The 22,825-nt window shown below is 65.5% G+C and carries 25 protein-coding genes; 13 read left to right on the top strand and 12 right to left on the bottom strand.

Annotation, left to right across the window (positions count from 1 at the left end):
• Positions 1-48: 48 nt before the first annotated feature.
• The 4 genes from AC3WTE_RS06160 to AC3WTE_RS06145 are packed head-to-tail and all read right to left on the bottom strand — an operon-like array spanning position 49 to position 4,866.
• The gene (locus tag AC3WTE_RS06160) at positions 49-1,734 is read right to left on the bottom strand and encodes a nitric oxide reductase activation protein NorD (RefSeq protein ID WP_492436473.1); all 1,686 of its coding nucleotides are present in this window, start codon (positions 1,732-1,734) and stop codon (positions 49-51) included.
• Complete coding sequence (locus AC3WTE_RS06155) at positions 1,731-2,549, bottom strand: CbbQ/NirQ/NorQ/GpvN family protein (protein ID WP_492436472.1); 819 nt, start codon at positions 2,547-2,549, stop codon at positions 1,731-1,733. The genes AC3WTE_RS06160 and AC3WTE_RS06155 overlap by 4 nt, the downstream gene beginning before the upstream one ends.
• Position 2,550: 1 nt before the next feature.
• Entirely contained in the window at positions 2,551-3,705 is a 1,155-nt protein-coding gene (locus AC3WTE_RS06150; protein ID WP_492436471.1) for a spirocyclase AveC family protein, read from the bottom strand.
• A 6-nt stretch (positions 3,706-3,711) separates the two neighbouring features.
• A complete protein-coding gene (locus AC3WTE_RS06145; protein WP_492436470.1) occupies positions 3,712-4,866 on the bottom strand; it encodes a spirocyclase AveC family protein in 1,155 nt (384 codons plus the stop codon).
• A gap of 90 nt (positions 4,867-4,956) precedes the next feature.
• On the opposite strand from AC3WTE_RS06145, the gene AC3WTE_RS06140 reads away from it, so the two are divergent.
• From AC3WTE_RS06140 to AC3WTE_RS06080, 13 genes are all read left to right on the top strand, one after another.
• Complete coding sequence (locus AC3WTE_RS06140; RefSeq protein ID WP_492436469.1) at positions 4,957-5,559, top strand: TetR/AcrR family transcriptional regulator; 603 nt, start codon at positions 4,957-4,959, stop codon at positions 5,557-5,559.
• 93 nt (positions 5,560-5,652) lie between these two features.
• Positions 5,653-6,918: an aromatic ring-hydroxylating oxygenase subunit alpha gene (locus AC3WTE_RS06135; protein ID WP_492436468.1), complete on the top strand. Its 1,266-nt coding sequence runs from the start codon at positions 5,653-5,655 to the stop codon at positions 6,916-6,918.
• Positions 6,919-6,920: 2 nt separating this feature from the next.
• Entirely contained in the window at positions 6,921-7,250 is a 330-nt protein-coding gene (locus tag AC3WTE_RS06130) for a hypothetical protein (RefSeq protein ID WP_492436467.1), read from the top strand.
• The gene (locus tag AC3WTE_RS06125) at positions 7,247-8,518 is read left to right on the top strand and encodes a metal-dependent hydrolase family protein (RefSeq protein WP_492436466.1); all 1,272 of its coding nucleotides are present in this window, start codon (positions 7,247-7,249) and stop codon (positions 8,516-8,518) included. The genes AC3WTE_RS06130 and AC3WTE_RS06125 overlap by 4 nt, the downstream gene beginning before the upstream one ends.
• A complete protein-coding gene (locus AC3WTE_RS06120; RefSeq protein WP_492436465.1) occupies positions 8,518-8,970 on the top strand; it encodes a MarR family winged helix-turn-helix transcriptional regulator in 453 nt (150 codons plus the stop codon). Before AC3WTE_RS06125 ends, AC3WTE_RS06120 begins: the two co-directional genes overlap by 1 nt.
• Positions 8,971-9,265: 295 nt before the next feature.
• Positions 9,266-10,291, top strand: coding sequence for a 2Fe-2S iron-sulfur cluster-binding protein (locus AC3WTE_RS06115; RefSeq protein WP_492436464.1), 1,026 nt, complete (start codon positions 9,266-9,268; stop codon positions 10,289-10,291).
• An 8-nt stretch (positions 10,292-10,299) separates the two neighbouring features.
• Positions 10,300-11,043 (top strand): SDR family NAD(P)-dependent oxidoreductase, encoded by a 744-nt coding sequence (locus AC3WTE_RS06110; protein WP_492436463.1) that lies wholly within the window; start codon positions 10,300-10,302, stop codon positions 11,041-11,043.
• Positions 11,044-11,097: 54 nt separating this feature from the next.
• Positions 11,098-12,357, top strand: a complete 1,260-nt coding sequence (locus AC3WTE_RS06105) for an aromatic ring-hydroxylating oxygenase subunit alpha (RefSeq protein ID WP_492436462.1) — start codon at positions 11,098-11,100, stop codon at positions 12,355-12,357.
• A gap of 2 nt (positions 12,358-12,359) precedes the next feature.
• The gene (locus tag AC3WTE_RS06100; RefSeq protein WP_492436461.1) at positions 12,360-12,695 is read left to right on the top strand and encodes a hypothetical protein; all 336 of its coding nucleotides are present in this window, start codon (positions 12,360-12,362) and stop codon (positions 12,693-12,695) included.
• On the top strand, positions 12,692-13,537 hold the full coding sequence (locus tag AC3WTE_RS06095; RefSeq protein WP_492436460.1) for a TauD/TfdA dioxygenase family protein: 846 nt from the start codon (positions 12,692-12,694) through the stop codon (positions 13,535-13,537). Before AC3WTE_RS06100 ends, AC3WTE_RS06095 begins: the two co-directional genes overlap by 4 nt.
• A 97-nt stretch (positions 13,538-13,634) precedes the next feature.
• Positions 13,635-14,924 carry a cytochrome P450 gene (locus AC3WTE_RS06090; RefSeq protein WP_492436459.1) on the top strand — a complete coding sequence of 430 codons (1,290 nt, stop codon included), beginning with the start codon at positions 13,635-13,637 and terminating at the stop codon, positions 14,922-14,924.
• Positions 14,921-15,115: a ferredoxin gene (locus AC3WTE_RS06085; protein WP_492436458.1), complete on the top strand. Its 195-nt coding sequence runs from the start codon at positions 14,921-14,923 to the stop codon at positions 15,113-15,115. Before AC3WTE_RS06090 ends, AC3WTE_RS06085 begins: the two co-directional genes overlap by 4 nt.
• Positions 15,116-15,129: 14 nt before the next feature.
• Positions 15,130-15,420, top strand: coding sequence for a DUF1330 domain-containing protein (locus AC3WTE_RS06080; RefSeq protein WP_020102581.1), 291 nt, complete (start codon positions 15,130-15,132; stop codon positions 15,418-15,420).
• Between the two features lie 23 nt (positions 15,421-15,443).
• Here AC3WTE_RS06080 and AC3WTE_RS06075 read toward each other — a convergent pair whose 3' ends face one another.
• From AC3WTE_RS06075 to AC3WTE_RS06040, 8 genes are read right to left on the bottom strand one after another with little or no spacing between them, the layout of a single operon-like run.
• Entirely contained in the window at positions 15,444-16,175 is a 732-nt protein-coding gene (locus tag AC3WTE_RS06075) for an SDR family oxidoreductase (RefSeq protein ID WP_492436457.1), read from the bottom strand.
• A 20-nt stretch (positions 16,176-16,195) separates the two neighbouring features.
• Complete coding sequence (locus AC3WTE_RS06070) at positions 16,196-17,248, bottom strand: NAD(P)H-dependent amine dehydrogenase family protein (protein WP_492436456.1); 1,053 nt, start codon at positions 17,246-17,248, stop codon at positions 16,196-16,198.
• Entirely contained in the window at positions 17,245-17,448 is a 204-nt protein-coding gene (locus AC3WTE_RS06065) for a ferredoxin (RefSeq protein ID WP_492436455.1), read from the bottom strand. The genes AC3WTE_RS06070 and AC3WTE_RS06065 overlap by 4 nt, the downstream gene beginning before the upstream one ends.
• Complete coding sequence (locus AC3WTE_RS06060) at positions 17,445-18,656, bottom strand: cytochrome P450 (protein ID WP_492436454.1); 1,212 nt, start codon at positions 18,654-18,656, stop codon at positions 17,445-17,447. The genes AC3WTE_RS06065 and AC3WTE_RS06060 overlap by 4 nt, the downstream gene beginning before the upstream one ends.
• Entirely contained in the window at positions 18,653-19,456 is an 804-nt protein-coding gene (locus tag AC3WTE_RS06055; RefSeq protein ID WP_492436453.1) for an NAD(P)-dependent oxidoreductase, read from the bottom strand. The genes AC3WTE_RS06060 and AC3WTE_RS06055 overlap by 4 nt, the downstream gene beginning before the upstream one ends.
• Positions 19,453-20,271 carry an NAD(P)-dependent oxidoreductase gene (locus AC3WTE_RS06050; protein WP_492436452.1) on the bottom strand — a complete coding sequence of 273 codons (819 nt, stop codon included), beginning with the start codon at positions 20,269-20,271 and terminating at the stop codon, positions 19,453-19,455. The genes AC3WTE_RS06055 and AC3WTE_RS06050 overlap by 4 nt, the downstream gene beginning before the upstream one ends.
• Positions 20,271-21,134: an alpha/beta hydrolase gene (locus AC3WTE_RS06045; RefSeq protein ID WP_492436822.1), complete on the bottom strand. Its 864-nt coding sequence runs from the start codon at positions 21,132-21,134 to the stop codon at positions 20,271-20,273. Before AC3WTE_RS06045 ends, AC3WTE_RS06050 begins: the two co-directional genes overlap by 1 nt.
• A gap of 47 nt (positions 21,135-21,181) precedes the next feature.
• Positions 21,182-22,825, bottom strand: a complete 1,644-nt coding sequence (locus AC3WTE_RS06040; RefSeq protein ID WP_492436451.1) for a thiolase C-terminal domain-containing protein — start codon at positions 22,823-22,825, stop codon at positions 21,182-21,184.

Below are 22,825 nucleotides of genomic sequence, written 5' to 3'. Positions count from 1 at the left end.
AGTCATATCGCACTGCCGGGAAATTGTTAAGTACTTGATATCAGCGGTCTAACCGCCCGCTGGTTTCGGTGCGGCCAACTCCCGCAGTGACGACAGGAACAGCTCATCCATGCGCGGGCTCAGCTCGGCCAGGGTGCCGGCACTGGCATGACTGGCGGAGCCGAAGACGCGCTCGAGAGCTTCAGTCTCACTGGCGCCGCCGATCGAAAGACACAGACAGGCAACGCCGTCCATGCGCAACTCTTCGAGTGCCTTGTGCGCGTCGGCTTCTGCATAGCGGCCCTCGTAGCCGTCGTCGTAGGGGAATCCGTCGGACAGCACGAGGAGCAGCCGGTTCGGTGTGCCCGCCTGTTCCTTGAGGATCTCGCCCCCACCACGGATGGCGGCACCCAGCCGCGTGTAGCCGGACGGCTCAAGCTGATTCAGCCGCGCACGTCCCACGGCGCCGAACCGCTGCCCGAACGGCTTGATCGCAGGCAGGTGGACCGCGTGGCGGCCCTGCGACCGGAAACCGTAGACGGCCACCCGGTCGCCGAGCTCTTCGAGCACAGCGGCCATGGTGGCAGCCGCCCGGCGCTGGTGTTCATGGACAGCCAGGCCGCCGGAGTCGGTCTCGGTTGCCGAACCCGAGGCATCGACCAAGATGAGCACGCCGAGATTGCGCGAGAGCTTGCGCTGCTCGAGATACACGTGCTCGGGCGGTGAGAACCCGGAGCGCAGGTCGACGAACAGGTCGATCAGCGCCTCGATGTCCAGCTCGTCGCCGTCGGCTCGGCCGCGAAGGACCTTCGGGCCAAGGCCGATTCGCGACAAACGTCGCCGCAGCACATCGTCGTGCGGCACCCCGGCCGTCGACACATCGGCGGCGGCGGTCAGCGGAAAGTCGATGACCCGGCACCAGTTCTCTTTGTACCGGCCCGCGAAGACGTCCCACTCCGGATGGAGGGCGCCGCCGACTCCTAGCGTGGCACTGGGCCGGCGTTCGTTGGTGAAGCGGATCTGCGTGGGTAAGGGCCGCGCATCGGGGCCGACCTTGCCGACGCGCCGAACACTGCCGATCTGCATCTCGGCGCCGGCGTTGTCCTCGCCCTTCGATCGTGAACTGCCGAACAGCTTGGAGAGGAAATCAGACATCGTTCGGGACGCCATCGGCGCCTCGAAGAGCTTGAGGATCTTGCTGTCCTCGGATTCGCCCGTCTCGTCGTCCTCGTCGTCCAGTTCCTCCTGAACGTCCGGCACCTCGAACTTCAGCTGGAGGTCCTTATCTGTGGGCTTCGAGCCTGGACCCACAGGGGAGGCCAGCAGCCGAGACGGCCTGATGACCCCGAACCAGTCCGGTGCGTCGTCGACGGCGTTGCGGCCCTTCGCGATTCGCAGCGATTCGTCGGCGGTTGCCGTGTCGGGCTGCCCGGCTCCGAGTCCGGCGGCGAGCGGGAGGTCGCGGGACAGTTCGGCCAGGACGCGACGACCTTCCAATGCCAAGTAACGGCGCGCGATGGCGGGGCGGCCGCGGAGCGCCTTCAGTAGCGGCGCATCGAGGCTGCCCGCGCCGAGTAGCGCGCTCTGCACCAGCACCTCGCGGCGCTGCTGTGCGGGCGGCGCCGCGGAGACGTAGACGACCTGGCCATCGGTATATGCCGCGCCGCCCTCCCGTGCCTCGGCGATATCGACCGGTCGGCCCGCGACATGCGTGGCGAGGAGCCGAAACTGCTCGGGGCCGGCGGAATCGGTCACGGCCGGGGGAGGACGGCGTCCGCGAGCTCGCCGAGGGCGCGCACGATGTCGTGGTCGTCGGAGAGCACCTTGACGACCGCCGACTGCACGGCACTGCGCATGCTCAGCCCTTCGGCGACCAATTCGCCTGCCAGAATCAACATGCGGGTGGACGCCACTTCGCGAAGCGGTGAGCCCTCCAGATTGCGGATGGCATTGCCGAATTTGACCAGGCTGCGCGCGGTTTCGGCATCGATGCCGGCCTCGTGCATCACGATTTCCGTCTCGGCGGCGGCCGGCGGAAAGTCGAGCTCGATGGCGACGAACCGTTGCCGGGTCGATTCCTTGATGTTCTTCAGGACGCTCTGATAGCCGGGATTGTAGGAGATGACGAGCTGAAAGCCGGGGGCCGCAGGCAACGTGACGCCGAGCCGGTCGACCGGCAGTTCACGACGGTGGTCGGCCAGCGGATGGATGACGACGGTGGTGTCCTGACGCGCCTCCACGATCTCATCGAGGTAGCAGATGGCGCCTTCGCGCACCGCCCGCGTCAAAGGCCCGTCCACCCAGACGGTTTCACCGCCCTTCAGCAGGAACCGGCCGACCAGGTCCGCCGACGTCATGTCCTCATGGCCCGCGACGGTGATCAAATCCCGCCCGAGTTCGTGCGCCATCGCCTCCACGAACCGGGTCTTCCCGCATCCCGTCGGGCCTTTCAGCAGCACCGGCAGACCCCGGCGGGCTGCGGCGCGGAAGACCTCCACCTCGTCGCCGATAGCGCGGTAGAACGGGGTGGTCGGCACCGGTCTGACAACTGCGGAAGTGTTGTTTAACAAGTCATTTGCCCTTCTCGACGGGAACGAGTTTCGGAATCGTGACGCCAGGGGGCGTCACGAGTTGGCCGTGGATGTCGACGTAGCTCGAATTCTGCAGGGGGATCGGGATCGACGGGTCGGGGCAAGCTCGATCGGTGCCATCGCCGCAGACGCCCATCAGGAAGTACGAGCGTTTCAAAAGGTCTTCCGGCCAGGGATCCTGGTGCATGGCGAACCACTGCGCGGGCAGGTTGTAGAGCACGAAGAAGAAGGCGCTACAGGCGGCGAAGATTGCCAGGAAGCGCGTGATCTGTTGTTTCACAAAGCCACCGCGCACGGTGTCCAGACCGCGCTCGACGAAGGTGCGGCCACGGTCGTCGGTGAAGTAGCGCAGACAGCACAGGCCCGCCTGCACGCCACCCCACATGAGCCCCTCGTAGATCGGCCACTGGTAGTAGGTCCCGGGATTGACCGACAGGGCCCGGACGGCACCCGGATAGGTGAACAGGCCCATCGGCATGAGGAACAGGCCCTCGATCACGAAATCGAAGAAGAAGGTCCACACGATCACCACGCCGATCAAACCGAGCGTATTGATGTTGGGCCACTTGGACTTTGCCTTGCGCATCACCCAGCAGCCGAGCATCGTGCACAACAGGACGAAGCAGTAACCGGGTGCGTTCATGAGGAATGGCTCGGCCATCATGCGACCGGGTTGGCCGAACGACATCCAGCCGGGGACGTCCTGCACCCACGAACCCCGGTTCCACATCCAGGTGTTGTAGGTACTCCACGTGTTCACGTAGTTCAGCAACGGATCCTGGAAGAACAGCAGGCCACACGCGATCAACAGCATGCCGTCGAGCGTGATGCGCCGCTCCCGCCGCCAGGGCCGGATGAGGAACCACCACACCGCAACCGGTAGCCCGACGATGATCACGCCTGTCCAGGTGAAGAGGATCGCCTTCATGTACATCGGTGGGTCGCTCGGCCCCGCCGGGACGCGCTCGAAGTTCGGCCCCGTCACCCACCGAGTCCACACGTAGAGCTGGAACGCCAGGATCGCGCCGCCGACCGCGGCCCAGATGCGCACGGGCGTGATCTTGGGCGGCGACCCGAGGGCTGCCCCGCTGAGCGGTTCGGTGACGATTGCTCGCTTCTGTGACAACTCACTCATGCGGCGTCACTTCCCGATCTGTACCGGAGCGTCTTTGGGCATCTCTTTACCCGGTGGGAGGACGAGCTTGCCGTCGACGTTGATGTAGCCGGAGCGCTTGGTCGGCATGGGCAGCACCGGGTTCGGGCAGGGCGTGTTCTCGTCGCAGACGCTCTGGCTGAAGTACGAGCGCTTCTGCACGTCCTCGGGCCATGGGTCGGAGTGCAGGCCGAACCACTGGGCGGGCACGTTGTACAGGAAGAAGAACGCGGCACTGCAGGCGGCGAAGATCGCCAGAAACCGAACCAGCTGTTGCCGGAACACCCCGCCGCGAACGTGGTCCAGCCCGCGCTCGACGACGGTGCGGCCGCGGTCGTCGGTGAAGAAGCGCAGACAACACAGTGCTGTCATGACGGCGCCCCACATGAGTCCTTCGTAGACCGGCCACTGGTAGTACGTACCGGCGTTGAACGACACCGAGCGAATCGCGCCGGGGTACACGAAGAGCCCGATCGGCAGCAGGATCAGTCCCTCCATGACGAAGTCGAAGAAGAAACAGAAGACGTATGTGGCAACGATCAACCGGAAGTTGCTGATGTTCGGCCAGCGTGACTTGATCTTGCGCATCGCAAAACAGCCGACCATCAACGTCACCAGGACCATGCCGTACCCGGGCATGTTGATGGGAAGCAGCTCGCCCACTTGGTGTCCCGGCGATTCGGGGGAGACCCAGCTGGGGATGTTCGATGTCCAGGAGCCCATGTTCCAGATCCACATGTTGTACGTGCACCAGGTATTGGTGTAGTTGAGCAGGGGATCCTGGAAGAAGAACAGGGCGCACGAGACGAACAGCATGCCGTCGAGCGTGATGCGCCGCTCGCGCAGCCATGGCCTGATGAGGAACCACCAGACGGCAGCGGGGAACCCCACCACCATGAAGGCGCAGTTCACCATCAGCATGACCTTCATGTAGGTCGGCGGGTCGGTCGGGCCGCCGGGCACCCGGACGAAATACGGCCCGGTGACCCAGCGGGTCCAGACATAAATCTGGAAGAGCAGCAGTGCGCCGCCGAAGAACGCCCAGATCTTGACGGGCGCCGACGGCGCTTGGCTGCCAACGAGATTCGCGGATCCGCCCAGCGGCTCGGTAACAGTGGATTTCTTGCTCAGCATTTCGCTCACGAGGCCTCCTCGAGTTCGTGTCGTCTCGAAGATACCTACCGGTATCTCAGTTTCCAATAGGAATCTCGGAATCTGTGGCAGAATTTCTTCATGGTGGAGCGTTGGACGCGGGAGCGGCGACTGGAACACACGCGTTCGCTGCTGTTGGATGCGGCTGAGGATGTCTTCGCTGAAAAGGGCTTCGCACCAGCGACTCTCGATGAGATCGCGTCGGTCGCCGGCTACACCAAGGGGGCGATCTACAAACACTTCGCCACCAAGGAAGATCTGTTCCTCGCGGTCAACGACCGCTACTGGCGCCAATACTTCGACAAATTCGCCGAAGTGATGTCGAGGTCCGAGCGCGTCGGAGCGCACGAGCGCGACGAGATCGCCGAACGCTGGCTGGAGCTCAGTCGTGGTCGCGGCGCCGAGCATGCCGCATTGGGCTACGAGTTCACCCTCTATCTGCTGCGCAACCCAGACGTGCGAGATCGAGTGGCGGCCAGGCGATCTGAGGTGGTCGAGGCATTGGCCGGCTTCATTGTCGAGGGTGTCGACCGCCTGGGTGGGACGTTGCTGATACCGGCGGCCACGTTCGCTCAAATTCTGCTCGCCACCAGCGATGCCATCGTGTTGAGTAACGAACTCGACGGCGTCGACCTGTTTCGGCCGGTCGTCGACATGTATGTCTCGGCGATCAAGTTCGCCTGACGACACCTCTGCGGCATCGAGTATCAACTACTTGTCATTGGAGCATCGGGCGGATACCGTCGGCTGTGAAGTCACGTCGAGGAGGAGTGCGCCATGGCCCGGTTCCCCAAGCCGCCCGAGGGCAGTTGGACCGAACACTATCCGCGGTTGGGAACCGACCCGGTCTCGTACGAGGACTCGATCAGCCCCGAGCAGTTCGAGATCGAACGCAAAGCGGTGTTCAAGCGGGCGTGGCTGAATGTCGGTCGCGTTGAACAACTTCCGCGCAAGGGTAGCTACTTCACCAAAGAGCTCAAGGTCGTGAACACCTCGATCATCCTGGTCCGCAACAACGCCGGTGAGGTGAAGGCCTTTCACAACATCTGTCGGCACCGGGGCAACAAGCTGGTGTGGAACGACATGCCGCTGGAGGAGACCAAGGGCTTTTGCAAGCAGTTCACCTGCAAGTACCACGCCTGGCGGTACGACCTCGACGGCAATCTGACGTTCGTGCAGCAGGAGGGCGAGTTCTTCGATCTCGACAAGGACCGGTACGGCCTGGTGCCCGTGCACTGCGACGTCTGGGAAGGCTTCATCTTCGTCAACTTCGCCGCCGAACCGGAGCAGTCCCTGCGCGATTTCCTCGGCCCGATGGTTCAGAGTCTGGAGGGCTATCCGTTCGAGAAACTCACCTCGAAGTTCACGTATCGCTCTGAGGTCAAAGCGAATTGGAAGCTCTACATGGACGCGTTCCAGGAGTTCTACCACGCACCGGTACTGCATGCGAACCAGTCGCCCACCAACTACTCGAAGGCCGCGGCCCAGGCCGGTTTCGAGGCGCCGCACTACCGCATCGACGGGCCGCACCGGCTGGTCAGCACCTCCGGCGTCCGGGTGTGGGAGATGGGCGCCGAGATGCGCAAGCCCATGGAGGACATCTGCCAGAGCGGGCTGTTCGGGCCGTGGGATTCGCCCGACTTGGGGGAGATGCCCGTCGGCCTCAATCCGGCGAAATGTGACCCGTGGGGCCTGGATTCGTTCCAGCTGTTCCCGAACTTCGTCGTGCTGTTCTGGGGGCAGGGCTGGTACCTGACCTATCACTACTGGCCGACGTCGTACAACACGCATATCTTCGAATGCACGCTGTACTTCCCGCAGGCGCGCAGTCCCCGCGAACGCATCGGGCAGGAACTCGCGGCGGTGACGTTCAAGGAGTACGGCCTGCAGGACGCCAATACTTTGGAGGCCACCCAGTCCATGATCGAGTCTCGCACCGTCAACGAATTCCTGTTGTGTGATCAGGAAGTGCTGATCCGGCACCTGCACCACGAAACCGCTGCCTGGATCGAGGACTACCAGCGCAAGGCCGCGGGGGTGTGACCATGACTGTGCACCTGCCGGCCGAATTTGCCGACCTGGAGCCATTTTCCGAGTGGTGCCTACCGACCGAGGCGCTGCGCTACGCCAAGCGGCTGGGCAGCTCCATGGCGCAGATGCAGGCGTTCTACGACGCGATCACCCCGCGAGCAGAAGACGCCATCGCGTTCTGCGACAAGTTCAGCCTCGACGACATGCCCGAAGACGTCGTGAACCTCATGCACCTGCTGTACTCCATGATCCAGGTGTCGTTCCCCGTCGAGTGCTGGAAACAGCCCCGCGTTCCCGACTCCGGGGCCACCAAGCTCGACTGCGTCTACGAACCGATCCCATGACGGCGCCCGTGACAGAGCTGACTGTGCTTCGGGCCGCCCGGTGGGCCGACGTCGACAGCGGCGAAGTGCGGTCATCGGCCGTGATCGTGGTCGAGGGCAACCGCATCACAGCCGTCAATCCTGTTGAACCATTGCCGGATTCGGCCGTCGTCATCGACCTCGGCGACGTGACGCTGCTGCCGGGATTGATGGACATGGAGCTCAACCTGCTCATCGGTGGCCCCGGCGGCCCCGAAGGGCTGCCGAGCCCGATGCACGGCGTACAGGACGATCCGGCCTATCGGACGCTGCGCGGCGCCGTCAACGCCCGCGCCACGCTGGACGCCGGTTTCACCACCGTGCGCAACCTCGGGTTGATGGTCAAGACCGGTGGCTACCTGCTGGACGTGGCCCTCATGCGGGCCATCGAGCAGGGCTGGCACGTCGGGCCTCGCATCTACCCGGCCGGGCATGCGGTGACACCGTACGGTGGCCACCTCGACCCGACGGTCTTTCAGCGCCTGGCGCCGGGCATCATGCCGTTGTCGGTCGCAGAGGGCATTGCCAACGGCGTCGACGAGGTCCGGGCCTGCGTGCGCTACCAGGTTCGGCACGGCGCCAAGCTGATCAAGGTGTCCGCCTCGGGTGGCGTGATGTCACACAGCACCGCGCCGGGTGCGCAGCAGTATTCCGACGACGAGTTCGCCGCGATCGCCGACGAAGCGCACCGCGCGGGAGTGCGCGTGGCTGCACATGCGGTGGGGGACACTGCGATTCGGGCCTGCATCCGCGCCGGGATCGACTGCATCGAGCACGGCTTCCTGGCGACCGACGACACCATTCAATTGATGGCCGACACCGGCACGTTCCTGGTGTCGACGACATACCTGACCGAGGCCATGGCCGTCGACCGCATCGCGCCCGAACTGCGCAAGAAGGCCGAGGTGGTGTTTCCGCAGGCGCAGGCGATGCTGCCGAAAGCCATCGCCGCGGGTGTACGCATCGCCTGCGGAACCGATGCGCCGGCCGTGCCGCACGGGCAGAACGCGAAGGAGCTGTGCGCGCTCGTCGACCGCGGCATGACGCCGATGCAGGCCATCCGCGCCGCCACCGTCACGAGCGCGGAACTCATCGACGCCGACGACGAACTCGGGCGGCTGGCCCCGGGCTACCGCGCGGATATCGTGGCCGTCCCCGGCGACGTGTCGCGCAATATCGCCAGTACGCTGGACGTGCGCTTCGTGATGAAAGAGGGGCAGATCTACAAGCAGGTCGACGGAGGTGCGTAGTGGACTTGGACGAAAACCTCCTGTGGCACCTCAAGCAGGCGTTCTACTTCTCCCTGACCTCGGTGAACGAGGCCGTCAGTAGCCACGGGGTCAGCACCGCCCAGATCGGTGTGCTGCGCCAACTCGCCAACGAGCCCGGGCTGTCCGGCGCCGATCTGGCGCGCCGCTTGCTCATCACGCCGCAGGGCGTGCAGTTGGCGCTGAAGGCGCTCGAAGGCCGTGGGCTCGTGGAGCGCAAGCCCGATCCGCAACATGCCCGCATCCTGCAGGCCTTCCTGACCGAGCAGGGACGCAAGACCGCTGCCGCCGTCGTCAGCGACGCGGTGCAGGCGCACGAAGCGGTATTCGGCGTGCTCACCGCCGACGAGCAGGAGACCTTGAAGCGGTTGCTCAAGCGCGTCGTCGAGCAGGGCACCGGGAACAAACTGATCGACGATCACGTCGGGGAGTGAGCGGCCCGCGAGGACGTGGACGTGACCACGCGCTGGGCACTTGACAAGCAAATGTCTTCTGGGAGTTGAGCGTGCGCGTGCGCAGGAAAGGATCGAGTGCCACGCTGCGCGGATGCACCGTCAACCAGCTCGGGCCTCGCCGCCTGAGATGGGCCGGCGCGAAGACGATTTGATCGCACGGTCGGGTTAAAAGTCCCGCAGATACGTGCAGTCAAAGACCCGCCGAAGCCCCGGTAAGAAAGACTGAGTATCAAGTGCTTGATACTAATGACAAGTACTTGATACTCTCAAAGGGATGGCTGATCTTGTGGACGACTTCGCGTCATTGCGCATCAAGCGAGTGGTGCGCGAAACCGGCGACGCGGTGTCGCTGATCCTCGATATCCCCGAGGACTGTGCACCCCGATTCCGTTACCAGGCAGGGCAATTCCTGACCCTGCGGGTGCAAGTGGCCGGGGATCAGCACCGGCGGTGTTACTCGATGTCGTCGTCGCCGCTGGGTGGCGACGATCTGCAGATCACCGTCAAGCGTGACGGGGGTGGGCTCGTCTCGAACTGGCTGAACGACACCGCCGCCGCCGGTGATCACATCGATGCCGCGCCGCCCGAAGGGCGGTTCGTCCTGGGGGAGGGGGAGCGCGACATTGTCGCCTTCGCCGGTGGCAGTGGGATCACGCCGATCCACTCACTCATCGGCGCCGCGCTGGCGGGAACCTCGCGCCGAATCCGATTGTTCTACGCCAACCGTAGCCGCGACTCGGTGATCTTTGCCGATTCCCTTGGTGCACTGGCGCAGTCGCATCCTGACCGCCTGACCGTGCGCCACCACCTGGACGACGTCGACGGCGTCGTGCAGCCCGAGGCCATCGCGTCCTTCGTCGCCGATGCCGGCGATGCCGGCGATGCCGAGTTCTACATCTGCGGGCCGGGGCCGTTCATGGACGCGGTGGAATCCGCCGTCATGCAGACCGGTACGCCGCGTAGCCGAATTCACCTGGAGCGCTTCCAGATCGCCGCGGTCACCGCCGACGACGCGGCCGCGTCGGACACCGAAGAAGTCACCATCGAACTCGACCGCCGCAAGACGACCGTGGGGTACCGGGCAGGCAACACACTGCTGCAGACGGCCCGCATCGCCGGGTTGCGCGCGCCCTCGTCGTGCGAAACCGGCTCCTGCGGAACGTGTATGGCCCGCATCGTCGAAGGCAGCGCACGCATGCTCAACAACGACGCTCTCGACGACGACGAGGTCGCCGACGGCTGGGTGCTGACCTGTCAATCCCTGCCGACCAGTAAGACCGTTCGAGTGGTTTACGAGTAGGAGTGCACATGACACGCGTGGCTGTGGTGACCGGTGGTGCGTCGGGCATGGGTGAGGCGACCTGTCACGAACTGGGGCGGCGGGGACACAAAGTGGCCGTCCTCGACCTGAACAGCGAAGCGGCACAGCGGGTGGCCGAAGACCTGCGCGCCGATGGCGTAGAGGCGGTGGGCATTGCGGTCGACGTCAGCGACAGAGTCTCGGTGGAAGACGCATTCGCCAAGGTGCGCAGCGAGTTCGGGCCCGTACACATCCTGGTCACCAGTGCCGGCGTGGTGGACTTCGCGGCGTTCACCGACATCACCGTGGATTCCTGGCAGCGGCTGATCGACGTGAATCTCACCGGCACGTTCCACTGTTGCCAGATCGCGGTACCGGACATGCTGGCGGCGGGCTGGGGACGCATCGTGATGATCTCCTCGTCCAGCGCACAGCGAGGCTCGCCGGGCATGGCGCACTACGCCGCGTCCAAGGGCGCTCTGCTGTCGCTGACGAAATCGCTTGCCCGCGAATATGGTCCGGCTGGAATCACCGTGAACAACGTGCCTCCGTCGGGTATCGAGACGCCGATGCAGCACCAATCGCAGGCGGCGGGAAACCTGCCGCCCAACGAGCAAATGGCGGCCAGCATCCCTGTTGGCCACCTCGGCACCGGGGACGACATCGCCGCGGCCGTCGGCTTCCTGTGCTCGCCGGAAGCCGGCTTCATCACCGGGCAGACCCTCGGTGTCAACGGTGGGTCCGTGATGTGACGGCCGGCGACGTGACGGCAAGCGATGTGACGGAACAACTTCGAGGAGGAGATCATGGCCAAGTGGCCCAAGCCGGCTGAAGGCAGCTGGACCGAGCATTACCCCGAACTCGGCACGGGGCCGATTTCCTTCCGCGACTCGATCTCACCGGAGTTCTACGAACTCGAACGTGAGGCGGTCTTCAAACGGGCGTGGCTCAACGTCGGGCGGATCGAGGAGGTGCCGCGGGTCGGCAGCTACTTCACCAAGGAGATCGACGCCGCCAGGACGTCGGTGATCGTGGTGAAGGGTCGCGACGAACAGATCCGCGCCTTCTACAACATCTGCCGGCACCGCGGAAACAAACTGGTGTGGAACGACTTTCCCCACGAAGAGACCAAAGGCGGTTGCCGCCAGTTCACCTGCAAGTATCACGGTTGGCGCTACGACCTCAAAGGTGATCTGACGTTCGTGCAGCAGGAAGGCGAGTTCTTCGGGCTGGACAGCACCCGGTACGGGTTGAAGCCCGTGCAGTGCGACGTGTGGAACGGCTTCATCTTCATCAACTTCGATCCCGAGCCCCAGTGGAGCCTGCGCGAGTTCCTCGGCCCGATGATCACCGCGCTCGACGACTACCCGTTCGGGGCGATGACCGAGCGTTACGACTTCGCGGCGGAGAACAACAGCAACTGGAAGATCTTCGCCGACGCATTCCAGGAGTACTACCACGTGCCGTCGCTGCACTCCCAGCAGGTGCCGAGCGCGGTGCGTCAACCGAACGCCACCTTCGAGTGCGGGCACTTCCAGATCGACGGGCCGCACCGACTGGTGTCGACGGCGGGTACCCGCCGCTGGAAGCTCGATCCCGACTACATGTACCCCGTCGAACGGGTGACGCGTAGCGGTCTCGTGGGGCCGTGGCGTACCCCGGAGACCCACTTCTCGGCCGGCCTGAATCCAGGCGGCATCGAACCGTGGGGCATCACGAACTTCCAGATCTTCCCGAACCTGGAGATCCTGATCTACCACGGCTGGTATCTGCTGTACCGCTACTGGCCGACGTCGCACAACACCCATAAGTTCGAGGCGTACAACGCGTTTCACCCGGCGCGCACCGTCCGCGAGCGCATCGAGCACGAGGTCGCCTCGGTGGTGCTGAAAGAGTTCGCTCTCCAGGACGCCGGCATGCTCGGCGGCACCCAGGCGGCACTGGAATACGACGTCGTCGACGATTACCCGCTGTCGGACCAGGAGATCCTGGTGCGCCATCTGCACAAGGTGTCGGTCGACTGGGTCGAGGAATACCAGGCTCAGCGTGCCCCGGCGGGGGTGTGATCGTGGCCGAATCCCGACTGCCCAGCGCCTTCGCCGAGTTCGAGCCGTTCGCCGAGAAGTGGTGCCTGGCGACCGAACCCGAACGCTGGGAGATGCGCATGCAGACTCCGATGACCGAGATCCGGCAGTTCTACGACGCCTTCACGCCGCGCTTCGAGGAGGCTATCGACTATTGCGACAAGTACGGACTCGACGACCTGCCGGACGACGCGCTCAATCTGCTGCACCTGATCTACTCGATGATCATGGTCTCGATGGCCGTCGAGATCTTCGGCACGCAGAAGCCGGCCGACTCTGCCGACGCCATCATGAATCGTGTCGGGGCGCCGGTGCCATGAGTCTGCTGACGCTGGGCAAGCTGACGTCGTCGGTCGGCGCGGAAGTGGTCGGCGTCGATGCCGGGCGACTGACTGCCGATGATGACCTGGCCGCGGCCGTGCTCGATGCCTTGGAGGACAACGGCGTGCTGGTTTTCCCGGGTCTGCGGCTCGATCCGGAAGAGCAGGTGGCGTTCAGTCGCAGACTCGGCGCTGTCGACCACTCCTCGGACGGCCACCACCCGGTCGCCGGTATCTATCCGATCACTCTCGACACGTCCAGGAACACCTCGGCGGCTTATCTCCGCGCGACGTTCGACTGGCACATCGACGGCTGCACCCCGGTCGAGGAAACCTATCCGCAGAAGGCGACCGTGCTCTCGGCCGTCGCGGTGGCGACCAACGGCGGCGAGACCGAATTTGCCAATTCCTATGCCGCATATGACGAATTGAGCACCGGCGACCAGGAGCGCTACGGGCAGCTGCGGGTAGTGCATTCGCTGGAGGCATCGCAGCGCCGGGTCACTCCTGACCCGTCGCCAGAGCAGCTCGCGGCGTGGCGGTCGCGGCGGACGCACGAGCACCCGTTGGTCTGGACGCATCGCAGCGGTCGCAAGTCGCTGGTGCTCGGCGCGTCCGCGGACCACGTCATCGGCATGGACCGGGATGAGGGACGCGCACTGCTCGCCGAACTGCTGGAGCGAGCCACGGCTCCCGAGAAGGTGTACAGCCACAGGTGGTCGGTGGGGGACACCGTCGTCTGGGACAACCGTGGCGTGCTGCACCGCGCGGCTCCCTACGCCGCCGACTCGCCGCGAGAGATGCTGCGCACCACCGTCCTCGGCGACGAACCGATCCGATGACCGCCGGGCGCATTGACGCCGGCGGACCACTATGGAAATGTAATCACCACATTTGAGAATCACATTCTCATCTGAGTTTGCTTGGAATGGAGGACAGGTGTCGGAAGACCTCACCGCGGTCGATTTCTTCCGGGATGATCGGCTGACCGACGACCCGTACCCGTTTTACGAGGCGCTGCGCAACAAATGCCCGGTGGCCCGTGAAGACCACTACGGCGTCACGATGGTCACCGGCTGGCAGGAGGCGGTGGACGTCTACAACGACGCCGAGACGTTCTCGTCGTGCATCTCGGTGACGGGTCCGTTCCCGGGCTTCCCGGTGCCACTCGAAGGGGACGATGTCAGTGAGCTCATCGAGAAGCACCGCGACGAGATTCCGTACAGCGACCAGCTGCCGACGCTGGACCCGCCGACGCATACCAATCACCGCGCCCTGCTCATGCGGCTGATCACGCCCAAGCGCCTCAAGGAGAACGAGGACGCGATGTGGCGGATCGCCGACGACATGCTCGGGGAGTTCCTGGCTCCCGGCGAGGGTGAGTTCATCAAGGGCTTCGCCGGGCCGTTCACCTTGCGCGTCATCGCGGACCTGCTCGGTGTACCCGACGAGGATTGCCCTGAACTGCTCGAGCGGCTTGCGAAGGGCACCCACGGTGGCGGACTCGGCAGCACCGACGAAAAGACGCTCTCAAAAACACCTTTCGAGTACCTTTACGAGGCCTTCGCGGTGTACATCGAGGATCGCCGCCGCGAACCGCGCGACGATGTGCTGACCGGTCTGGCCACCGCGACGTTCCCCGACGGGACCATGCCGACGGTCGACGACGTGGTGCGGGTGGCCACGAACGTTTTCTCGGCCGGTCAGGAGACCACGGTCCGGTTGCTCAGTACGGCGCTGAAGGTGATCGGCGAGCAACCCGACATCCAGGCCAAGCTTCGGGCAGATCGCAGCCTGCTGCCGAACTTCATCGAAGAATGCCTGCGTATCGAGAGCCCGGTGAAGGGCGACTTCCGGCTCTCGCGCGTGCCCACCACCATCGGTGACGAGGCCATCGGTGCGGGCTGCACGTTGATGGTGATCAACGGTGCGGCCAACCGTGATCCACGGCGGTTCGAGGATCCCGACACGTTCGACGCCGAGCGCAAGAACGCCCGCCAGCACCTGGCGTTCGGGCGCGGCATCCACAGCTGCCCCGGTGCGCCATTGGCGCGGGCCGAGACGCGCGTGGCGCTGGAGCGGCTCCTGGACCGAACGTCGGACATCCGGATCTCCGAGGCGCACCACGGCCCCGCGGGAAATCGCCGGTACCAATACATTCCGACGTACATCCTGCGTGGCATCATCGATCTCCACCTCGAATTCGATCCTGCCGGGAGCTCATCATGAAGGTTGTCGTCGATGAAGACCGGTGCCGCGGCCACGGCATGTGCCTGACGTTGTGTCCCGATGTCTTCAGCATGACCGACGACGGTTATGCGGTCGCCGATCCTTCGGTAGTGACGGCTGATCTCGAAGGTGCGGTTCGCGATGCCATGGCGAACTGTCCCGAACAAGCAATCGTCGAAACGAACTACTAGTCAAGGAGATTCGAGTGGCCAAGGGATATGTGATCCTCACCGAGGACGTCAAGGACCCGGCGGGCATGGCTGAGTACGCCAAGCTGGCCGGCAAGGCGATGTCGTCCGCCACGATCGTGTCGGTGGACCAGAACCCCCAGGTGCTCGAGGGCAGCTGGCACGGCAACCAGACCGTCGTGCTGGAGTTCGAATCCGTGGACGCCGCGCGCGCCTGGTACGAGTCCGACGCGTACCAGGCAGCCGCGAAAGTCCGCCAGTCCGCCGCGGACTGCAACGCCGTGATCCTGTCGGGCTTCGGGGCCTGACAGGACCTGACGGTCAGCGGGCGTCAGCCCGCTGACCACCCGGCGTCGGCCGCCACGATCGCGCCGTTGACGAATGCGGCGGCATCGGAAGCCAGGAAGACGATCACGTCGGCCATCTGCTCGGGCAGCGCGATATCCGGGGCCGCTGAGATGATCGGCGTCAGACGGGCTTGACCGGTCTCGTTGAATCCGCTGATGCTGCCGGCGATTCCGGTGAGCGTCGGGCCGGGCAGGATCGCGTTGCACCGAATGCCGTCCTTGGCGTACGACCAGGCGATGTTCCGGGTCAGGCCGATCACGCCGTGCTTGGAGGCGGTGTATGCGGCACCGGCAGAGCCGCCGCGGACTCCGGCGGCCGAGGCGGTGTTGACGATGACGCCGCGCTGTTGGCCGAGCATGTGGGGGAGCACCGCATGGGTCACGATGAACGTGCCGGTCAGGTTGATCCGGATGACCCGGTCCCATTCGGCGAGCGTGGTATCGGCCGGTAGCGCCATGGTGTCGATGACGCCGGCGTTGTTGGACAGCACGTCGATATGGCCGTAGGTGTCGAGGGCGGCAGTCACGGCCCGCGCGACGGACTCCTCGTCGGCGATGTCGGCGGCGACGGCAATGGCGGCGTCGCCGATCAAATCCGCGGTTTCCTGGGCCGCGTCACCGTTGATGTCGGCGGCGACGACGCGGGCGCCCGCCTTGGCGAATGCCAGGGTGGTGGCGCGTCCGATGCCCGAGCCGGCTCCGGTGATCAGAGCCACCCGGTTATCGAATCCTTCTTTCATACAAGGCCTTTCATGCGCGGTAGGGTCAGCGGCAGGTCGTTGTAGGTGGCGATGCCGGGTGCGGCCGCGACGACAGCCGGGATCGCGTTGATGGCGGGCATCGCCGTCATGATGTGGCCGAGGGTCATGAATTCCGCCATCGTCGTCGCCTGGAAGTCCGGCGGCGGCAGGAAGTTGATCTTCATGGTGACCGTCGGGCGACCATCGATCGTGATGTTCCACGCGTCGGCGTCGAGCTGCCAGTCGGGCTCGAGTGACTGGCCTTTGCGCCACCGCACCTTGAGCTCGATGACGGTCCTACCGGCAACCACGCCTTGCCAGCTCGCGGCGACGCCGGCGACGCAGCCTTTCTCGATGGTCCACGAGCCCAGATCGAGATCCGCGGTGGTTTGTGCGTATTCGGCTTCGCACCGCACGTCGTCGAGTTCGACGCCGAGCGAGTCGGCCAGTAACCGCACTGCCTCACCGAAGATCGCGGTGCCCGCGGCGGCCATCGGCGGCAGGTCCGGTGAATCGATGGGCATGCCGAAACCGCAGGGGATTTCGGTGGCGGGTGAGTCGTAGAAGGTGGTGTCGGCGGCCTCGGCGACCGTCACCTTGTCCACCCGGTCGCACGCCATGGCGCCGACGATCGCCAGCAGCTCGGCGAAACCCGGGCTGACCCCGGAGCCGAACATGGTCGAGCCGCCGGCGCGGCACGCCTCGATGATGCGCTCCCGGTCGTGGCCCAGGTTGTGTCCGGTGATGAATGACGCGGTCGCAACGACATTGACCCCGGCTTCCAGGATGCGCGCCACTTCATCGACGTCGATCCACATCGGGTTGTACACCACGCAATCCGGCTTCCGTGCCAGCAGTGCCGCGACGTCATTGGTCGCGGTCACCCCGGTGGGCTCGATCCCGCACAGGTCGCCGACGTCACGGCCGGCCTTGTCCGGTGACCAGGCGTAGCATCCGACGAGTTCCAGGTCTGGATGTGCGACAACGGCTTTGACCGAGCTCTTGCCGACATTGCCGGTGGTCCATTGAACGACGCGATAGGGCTTCATGCGGGATCCTCCGTGATCGATATCGCCTGGCGGGGACATTGACGGACGGCTTCGACGATCCGGTCCCGGTTGTCCGGCGTCACTTCGTCGCGCCGGATGTGCAGGTAGTCCTGGTCGTCGAGATGGAACACGTCGGGGATGATTCCCTCGCAGACGCCGTTGCTCTCGCACAGCCCGAAGTCGACGCTCACCTTGCTCATCGCAGCACCCGTACCGGGATGTTCTGCCAACCCATCACGTTCTGCATGTGGACACGTCTGCAACCGTCCCAGTCGATCTCGTAGCGTGGCATGAAGTCCAGCAACGCCTCCAGCGCGGTGGCGCTCTCCATGCGCGCCAGCGCCGCCCCCAGGCAGCTGTGGATGCCGTACCCGAAACCGAGGTTCTGGGCCTCGGTGTGGTTACGGTCGATGTCGAACGCGTCGGCGTCGGTCCACGCCTCCGGATCGCGGTTGGCGGAACCGCCGAGCAGGAACACCGGAGCGCCCTCCGGAATGGTCGTCCCGTGCAGCTGCACGTCTTTCATACTGCGGCGCACGTTGTACTGCGCGGGTGCCTCGTACCGCAACAGTTCCTCGACGGCGGCGGGGACCTTGCTGCGATCGTCCAGCAGCTTCTGCCACTGGTCGGGATGGCGGGCGAACAGGTAGACCGCGTTACCGACCAGCTTGGTCACCGTCTCGGCGCCGGCGCCGCCCAACAGCGAAGCGAATCCGGCGATCTCGTAGTCCTCGAGCTTGGTGACGGTGCCGTCTTCACGTTCGGTCTCGGCGGCCAGGAGGCGGCTGATCAGATCGTCGCCCGGTGCTTCTTTACGCTGGCGCGCCAATTCGAAATAGAAAGCCGCACTGTCCATGTAGGCCTGGATGCCCTGTTCCGAGGTTTCGACCTGGCCGATTTCGCGGTGCAGCGATTCGTCGATCCAGTACCGGACCTGTTGGGCCTCCTCCTCGGGGACGCCCATCATGTTCGTGATCACCTCGACCGGGAACGGTCCGGTGAAGTCCTGTACCGCGTCGAATCCGTTGGGATCGAGGCGGTTCAGGTACTTGTCGATCTTCGCGCGGACCATTTCGCGCTGCGACTGGATTGCCCGCGGCGTGAACACCTTGTTCAGGAGGCTGCGGATGTGGCGGTGCTCGGGCGGATCCATGAAGATGATCATCCGCATATTGCCCGGCATCTCGGCCCCCGCGCGCACCTGTGCCAGATCCGTTCCATACGCAGACGAATAGGTCTCGAAGTCGCGGTACGCGGGGGCGACGTCGTCGTGTCGGGACAGCGCGTAGAAGTCGTGTTCCTCGCTGTAATACACCGGTGCTTCCGCGCGCATTCGCCGGTAGGTCTCCCACGGCCCGTTGAAGAAGTCCTCGGAGAACGGGTCGAACACGAGTTTTGTTGCGGTCATGCTGGATTGCTCCCTCCCGTCGGCGCCATGCCGGTGTCGATGATGGTGTCGAGCACGCCCAGGCCGGTGCCCAACTCAGCTGCGGTGGTTCGGACCGTCGCGACGTCCTTGCTCAGGAACTCGCCGACGACCGCGCGGAACGACGCGACCGAACCCGCTCGCGAGATGCTGTCCAGCGCACGGCTGCCCGCGCTGGCGTGGGGCAGGGCGGTCAGCAGTGCGGATTCGGGGACGCCGAGCCGCTCGCCGAGTTCGACTGCGGCGCTGATCAACCCGATCTTCGCCGCGAACAATGCGTTGTTGACGAGCTTGACCCGTTGGCCCGTGCCCGGCGGACCGGTGTGGATGATCGGGTCGCCATAACACGACAGCACGGGTCTGGCTCGCTCGACCGCGGCGTCGGAGCCGCCGACGAACAACGTCAACCGGCCGGCGGCGATGTCATGCGGACCGCCGCTGACCGCGGCGTCGATGACGTCCACGCCGTGGTCGGCGATGGCCTCGGCAGTGTGCGGGCTGCCGGTCGTGTGGATGACCAGGACGGTGTCCGGGCGCAGGTTGTCCGCCAGGGCATTGGCGACGTCCCGGACCTGTTCGTCGGTGAAGACACAGATGACGACCGTATCGGCGCCTGCGCAGACGGCGGCCAGATCGGTGACCGGGGTTGCGCCGAGTGCGGTGATGGCTGCACTCTTCTCCGGTGTGCGGGCCAGGACGTTCACCTCGTGGCCGGCCGCGACGAGGCGGCCGACCATGGCACCGCCCATGCGTCCCGCTCCGACGAAACCGACCGTGTTCACCGCGTGCGGTCCATCAAACCCAGTGCGGCATCGGCGGATTCGAGTACCGCGCCCGGTGTGGCGCCGGCGGACTCGGCGAGGTCCGCGATCAGACAGACGTCCTTCTTCAACAGGTCCGCCGCGACCGACTTGAGCACATCGAGACTTCCGCCGAATTGCGCGATGCGGCGGAGCGCGAAGCTGTTCGCCGATCCCTGGGTGATCACCTCCGCGAGCCGCTCGACCGAGACGCCCAGCGCCTCGCCCAGATCCAGCGTCGACTTCGCGGTCGCGATATTGGCGGTGAACAGCAGGTTGTTCAGCAGTTTGGTCACCTGGCCCGAGCCGACATCCCCGAGGTGGACGATCGGGTCGGCGTAGGTGGCGAACACCGGTCGACTGCGCTCCACGGCGTCAGGCTTACCGCCGACCATCACGAGGAGACGGCCGGCAGCGGCGGCGGGACCGCCGCCGCTGACCGGCGCATCGATCAGCGAAATTCCCTTGGCTGCTGCGGTTCTGGCAATATCGCGGCAGGTGTCCGGATGTACGGTGCTGTGGATGGCGATGATGCCGCCGGGTGCCAATCCGGTGCAGATGCCGTTATCGCCGTCCAGCACCTGGCGGACGTCGTCGTCCCCGACAACACACACGCAGACGAGGTCGCTGACGGCGGCCAACTCGGCTGGTGTTTCGACGACTTTGGCGGCGGTGTCGGCGAATGGTTCGACGGAGGCCGAACGCCGGGCCCACAACGTCAGTGGATATCCCGCGTCCACGATACGGCGCGCCATCGGCGCGCCCTGGCTGCCGAGACCGATGAATCCGACTCGCACTAACCGACCTCCAGTGTGACTTCTGTGTTGCGCTGGGTGGCCAGGCATTCCTCGATGAACGCCAGCACGGTGAGGTGGTAGGCCGCTGCCCCGACCGAAACGCTGATGTTGTGGCCCGCTCCGACCTGGTGGTGGACCGTCATCCGTGGTGCTGCGGTGAACAATCCACTGATGGCCGCGACGGCGTCCGGATCCGATCGCCAGACCCGTTCATGCTCGGCGACGGTGAAGTGCACGGGTACCCGGACGTCGGCGGCCAGCGCCGGGAAGTCACTGCGGGGCCAGTCCTGGACCATCGCGGCCTCGTACCGGGCGCCACTGCGCGCGTTGGGAGTGCTCGTCAACGGCGGGTAGAGCTCTGCGGGGTGCCACAGTAGTTCGCGCAGCCCGGGCGGGCGGTGGGTGACCGACGCCGACTTGAGCATCTCCATGGCGGCGTCCTGGTAGTGCAGGCCGGTGCCGGCCAACGCGATACCGAAAACACCTGCCTGGCAGGCGCGTTCGTCGACGGCCATGCGGAGCGTCAGCTCGCAGCCGTTGGAGTGCCCGAGCAGGAATACGCCGGCGCCACGGCCCCTAGGCCCGAGCATCGCGTCCACCGCGCCGTAGGCCAGGGCGATCCGCTGCTCCGGGTGCGCGATTGCCTCGGGGTAGGCGTCGGACGCCCCGTATCCGGGGCGGTCCAGTGCGACAACGGTGTAGCCGAGCGCTGCGGCGGTGCGCATCAGCGACAGTCGTGGGTGCCCCGGACAATCGAAATATGCTGCGCTGCTGCCACCGCCGTGTACGGCGACGATGACGGCGCGTGGCGCCTCGGCTTCGGTGAGCAGCCCTGACATCATGACGTCGCCGACGCGGACCATCCGCGGCACCGGGCTGATGGGCGATCCGCCTGCGCTGCTCGCCGCACTCACGAGTCGGTCCGTAGGAGAAGCACCCCGCTGGGGGTGAGGCCGCCACTGCTGACCACCGCCACGCGCGCATCGGCGACCTGACGTTCACCGGACTCGCCGCGCAACTGCGAAATCGCCTCGTAAACCAGGCCCATGCCGTGGGTGCGGCCGTGCGACAACTGACCGCCGTGGGTGTTCAGGGGCAGCACGCCATCGCGGGCGATGTTGGCGCCGCCATCGAGGAAGTCCTTGGCCTCCCCGATACCGCAGAACCCGAGCGCTTCGATCCAGGACAGACAGTTGAACGTGAACCCGTCGTAGAGTTCGGCGACGTCGACATCCGCGGGCCTCAGGTCGGTTCGGGTCCACAGGTGGGCGGCCTGGCCGAGCACCTGCGGTTCGTGGGTCAGCGTGCTCTGGTCCCACTCGATCGGTTCGAGGATTTGGGTGCCGACCGCTTCCACGCGGATCGGCGGCTTGGCGAGGTCGCGGGCCACGTCGACGGCCGACACGATGACGGCGATGGACGCGTCGCACGGCACGTCGCAGTCGTAGAGCCCGAACGGTGTCGTGATGGGCCGGGCGTTCAGATAGTCGTCCATGGTCATCGGATCGCGGTAGATGGCCGTCGGGTTCAGCGCGGCATTCGCGCGCTGGTTCAGCGCAATCCAGCCGAGCGTCTCCCTGGTGGTGCCGTAGCGGTGCATATGACGTTGCGCGTTCTGCGCCAAGGTGTGTGCGGCCGACGTCGCGCCGAACGGCATCTGCCAACTGGTGGTGCGGGTCCCGCCCATCGGGGCGGCCCTGCCCTGCTTCATGAGTTCGTCGTAGGTGGCCTGCCACAGGGTGCGGAAGCACAGCACGTGGCGCGCCATTCCACCGGCGACGGCCAGCATGGCCGCGATGACCGAGCCGCCGGGGCCGAAAGTCTCGGGCCCGCCGTTGTACCAGGTCGGCTTGATGCCCAGGGCGGTCTCCAGCGCGGTCACCCCGCCTTCGCCGAAGGGGCCGGGGAGGCCCGCGCCGGGCCAGGTCGACAGCCCGTCGATATCGTCCATGGTCAGCCCGGCATCGGCGATGGCGTTCTCACACGCCTCGACGGTCAGCGCCAGCGGGTCCAGCATCAGGCGGCGGCCCATCTGCGAGGCGCCGATACCGGTGATGGCAGCCTTGTCTTCGAACTTCTCGGTGGTGATCATCGGCCGCACGTGTCTGGCGAAGTCCTGGGGTTCGATTTCGTCGGTCGGCAGCGGAGCCAGCGCCGGCTGGGCGGCGACCGGACGGAACAGTGGCAGCCACACGTCCTCGTGCTGCTCGAAGACGACTTCCATCTGCTGGCCCAGGGCCAGCTGCCCGGGATCGCAGTCGATGATGTTGGTGGTCAGGCGGACTCGCGGATCTTCGACCAGCGCCACCTGGGCCACCACGTAGGGTGCCGGCAACCCGGGAATGCTGAATCGCTGGTTGAGCGTGAAGCCGATGAGCGTCGCGAGACCGGACACCGTGCGGACGCCCATCTTTCGCTCGCGGCAGTAGCGGCAGACCGGCGCCGGCGGATGGATCAGCGCGTTGCAGTTTTCGCATTCGGTGATGCGCAGCGCTCCGTCGGCGCCTGCGGTCCAATAGAACTCGTTCTCAGGCGTCACTTGCGGCAGCGGCAT

It is taken from the genome of Mycobacterium sp. FW102-FHT13B02 (assembly GCF_058790275.1).
Note: the sequence above shows the minus strand (reverse complement) of the source record. Positions and strands in the feature narration are given on the sequence as shown.

Coding starts and splice junctions, on each gene's coding strand:
- AC3WTE_RS06150 (WP_492436471.1), bottom strand. CDS start 3,705: ATGAGTGAGTTGTCACAGAAGCGAGCAATCGTCACCGAACCGCTCAGC.
- AC3WTE_RS06140 (WP_492436469.1), top strand. CDS start 4,957: ATGGTGGAGCGTTGGACGCGGGAGCGGCGACTGGAACACACGCGTTCG.
- AC3WTE_RS06135 (WP_492436468.1), top strand. CDS start 5,653: ATGGCCCGGTTCCCCAAGCCGCCCGAGGGCAGTTGGACCGAACACTAT.
- AC3WTE_RS06130 (WP_492436467.1), top strand. CDS start 6,921: ATGACTGTGCACCTGCCGGCCGAATTTGCCGACCTGGAGCCATTTTCC.
- AC3WTE_RS06125 (WP_492436466.1), top strand. CDS start 7,247: ATGACGGCGCCCGTGACAGAGCTGACTGTGCTTCGGGCCGCCCGGTGG.
- AC3WTE_RS06115 (WP_492436464.1), top strand. CDS start 9,266: ATGGCTGATCTTGTGGACGACTTCGCGTCATTGCGCATCAAGCGAGTG.
- AC3WTE_RS06110 (WP_492436463.1), top strand. CDS start 10,300: ATGACACGCGTGGCTGTGGTGACCGGTGGTGCGTCGGGCATGGGTGAG.
- AC3WTE_RS06105 (WP_492436462.1), top strand. CDS start 11,098: ATGGCCAAGTGGCCCAAGCCGGCTGAAGGCAGCTGGACCGAGCATTAC.
- AC3WTE_RS06095 (WP_492436460.1), top strand. CDS start 12,692: ATGAGTCTGCTGACGCTGGGCAAGCTGACGTCGTCGGTCGGCGCGGAA.
- AC3WTE_RS06085 (WP_492436458.1), top strand. CDS start 14,921: ATGAAGGTTGTCGTCGATGAAGACCGGTGCCGCGGCCACGGCATGTGC.
- AC3WTE_RS06070 (WP_492436456.1), bottom strand. CDS start 17,248: ATGAAGCCCTATCGCGTCGTTCAATGGACCACCGGCAATGTCGGCAAG.
- AC3WTE_RS06065 (WP_492436455.1), bottom strand. CDS start 17,448: ATGAGCAAGGTGAGCGTCGACTTCGGGCTGTGCGAGAGCAACGGCGTC.
- AC3WTE_RS06060 (WP_492436454.1), bottom strand. CDS start 18,656: ATGACCGCAACAAAACTCGTGTTCGACCCGTTCTCCGAGGACTTCTTC.
- AC3WTE_RS06045 (WP_492436822.1), bottom strand. CDS start 21,134: ATGGTCCGCGTCGGCGACGTCATGATGTCAGGGCTGCTCACCGAAGCC.
- AC3WTE_RS06040 (WP_492436451.1), bottom strand. CDS start 22,825: ATGCCGCTGCCGCAAGTGACGCCTGAGAACGAGTTCTATTGGACCGCA.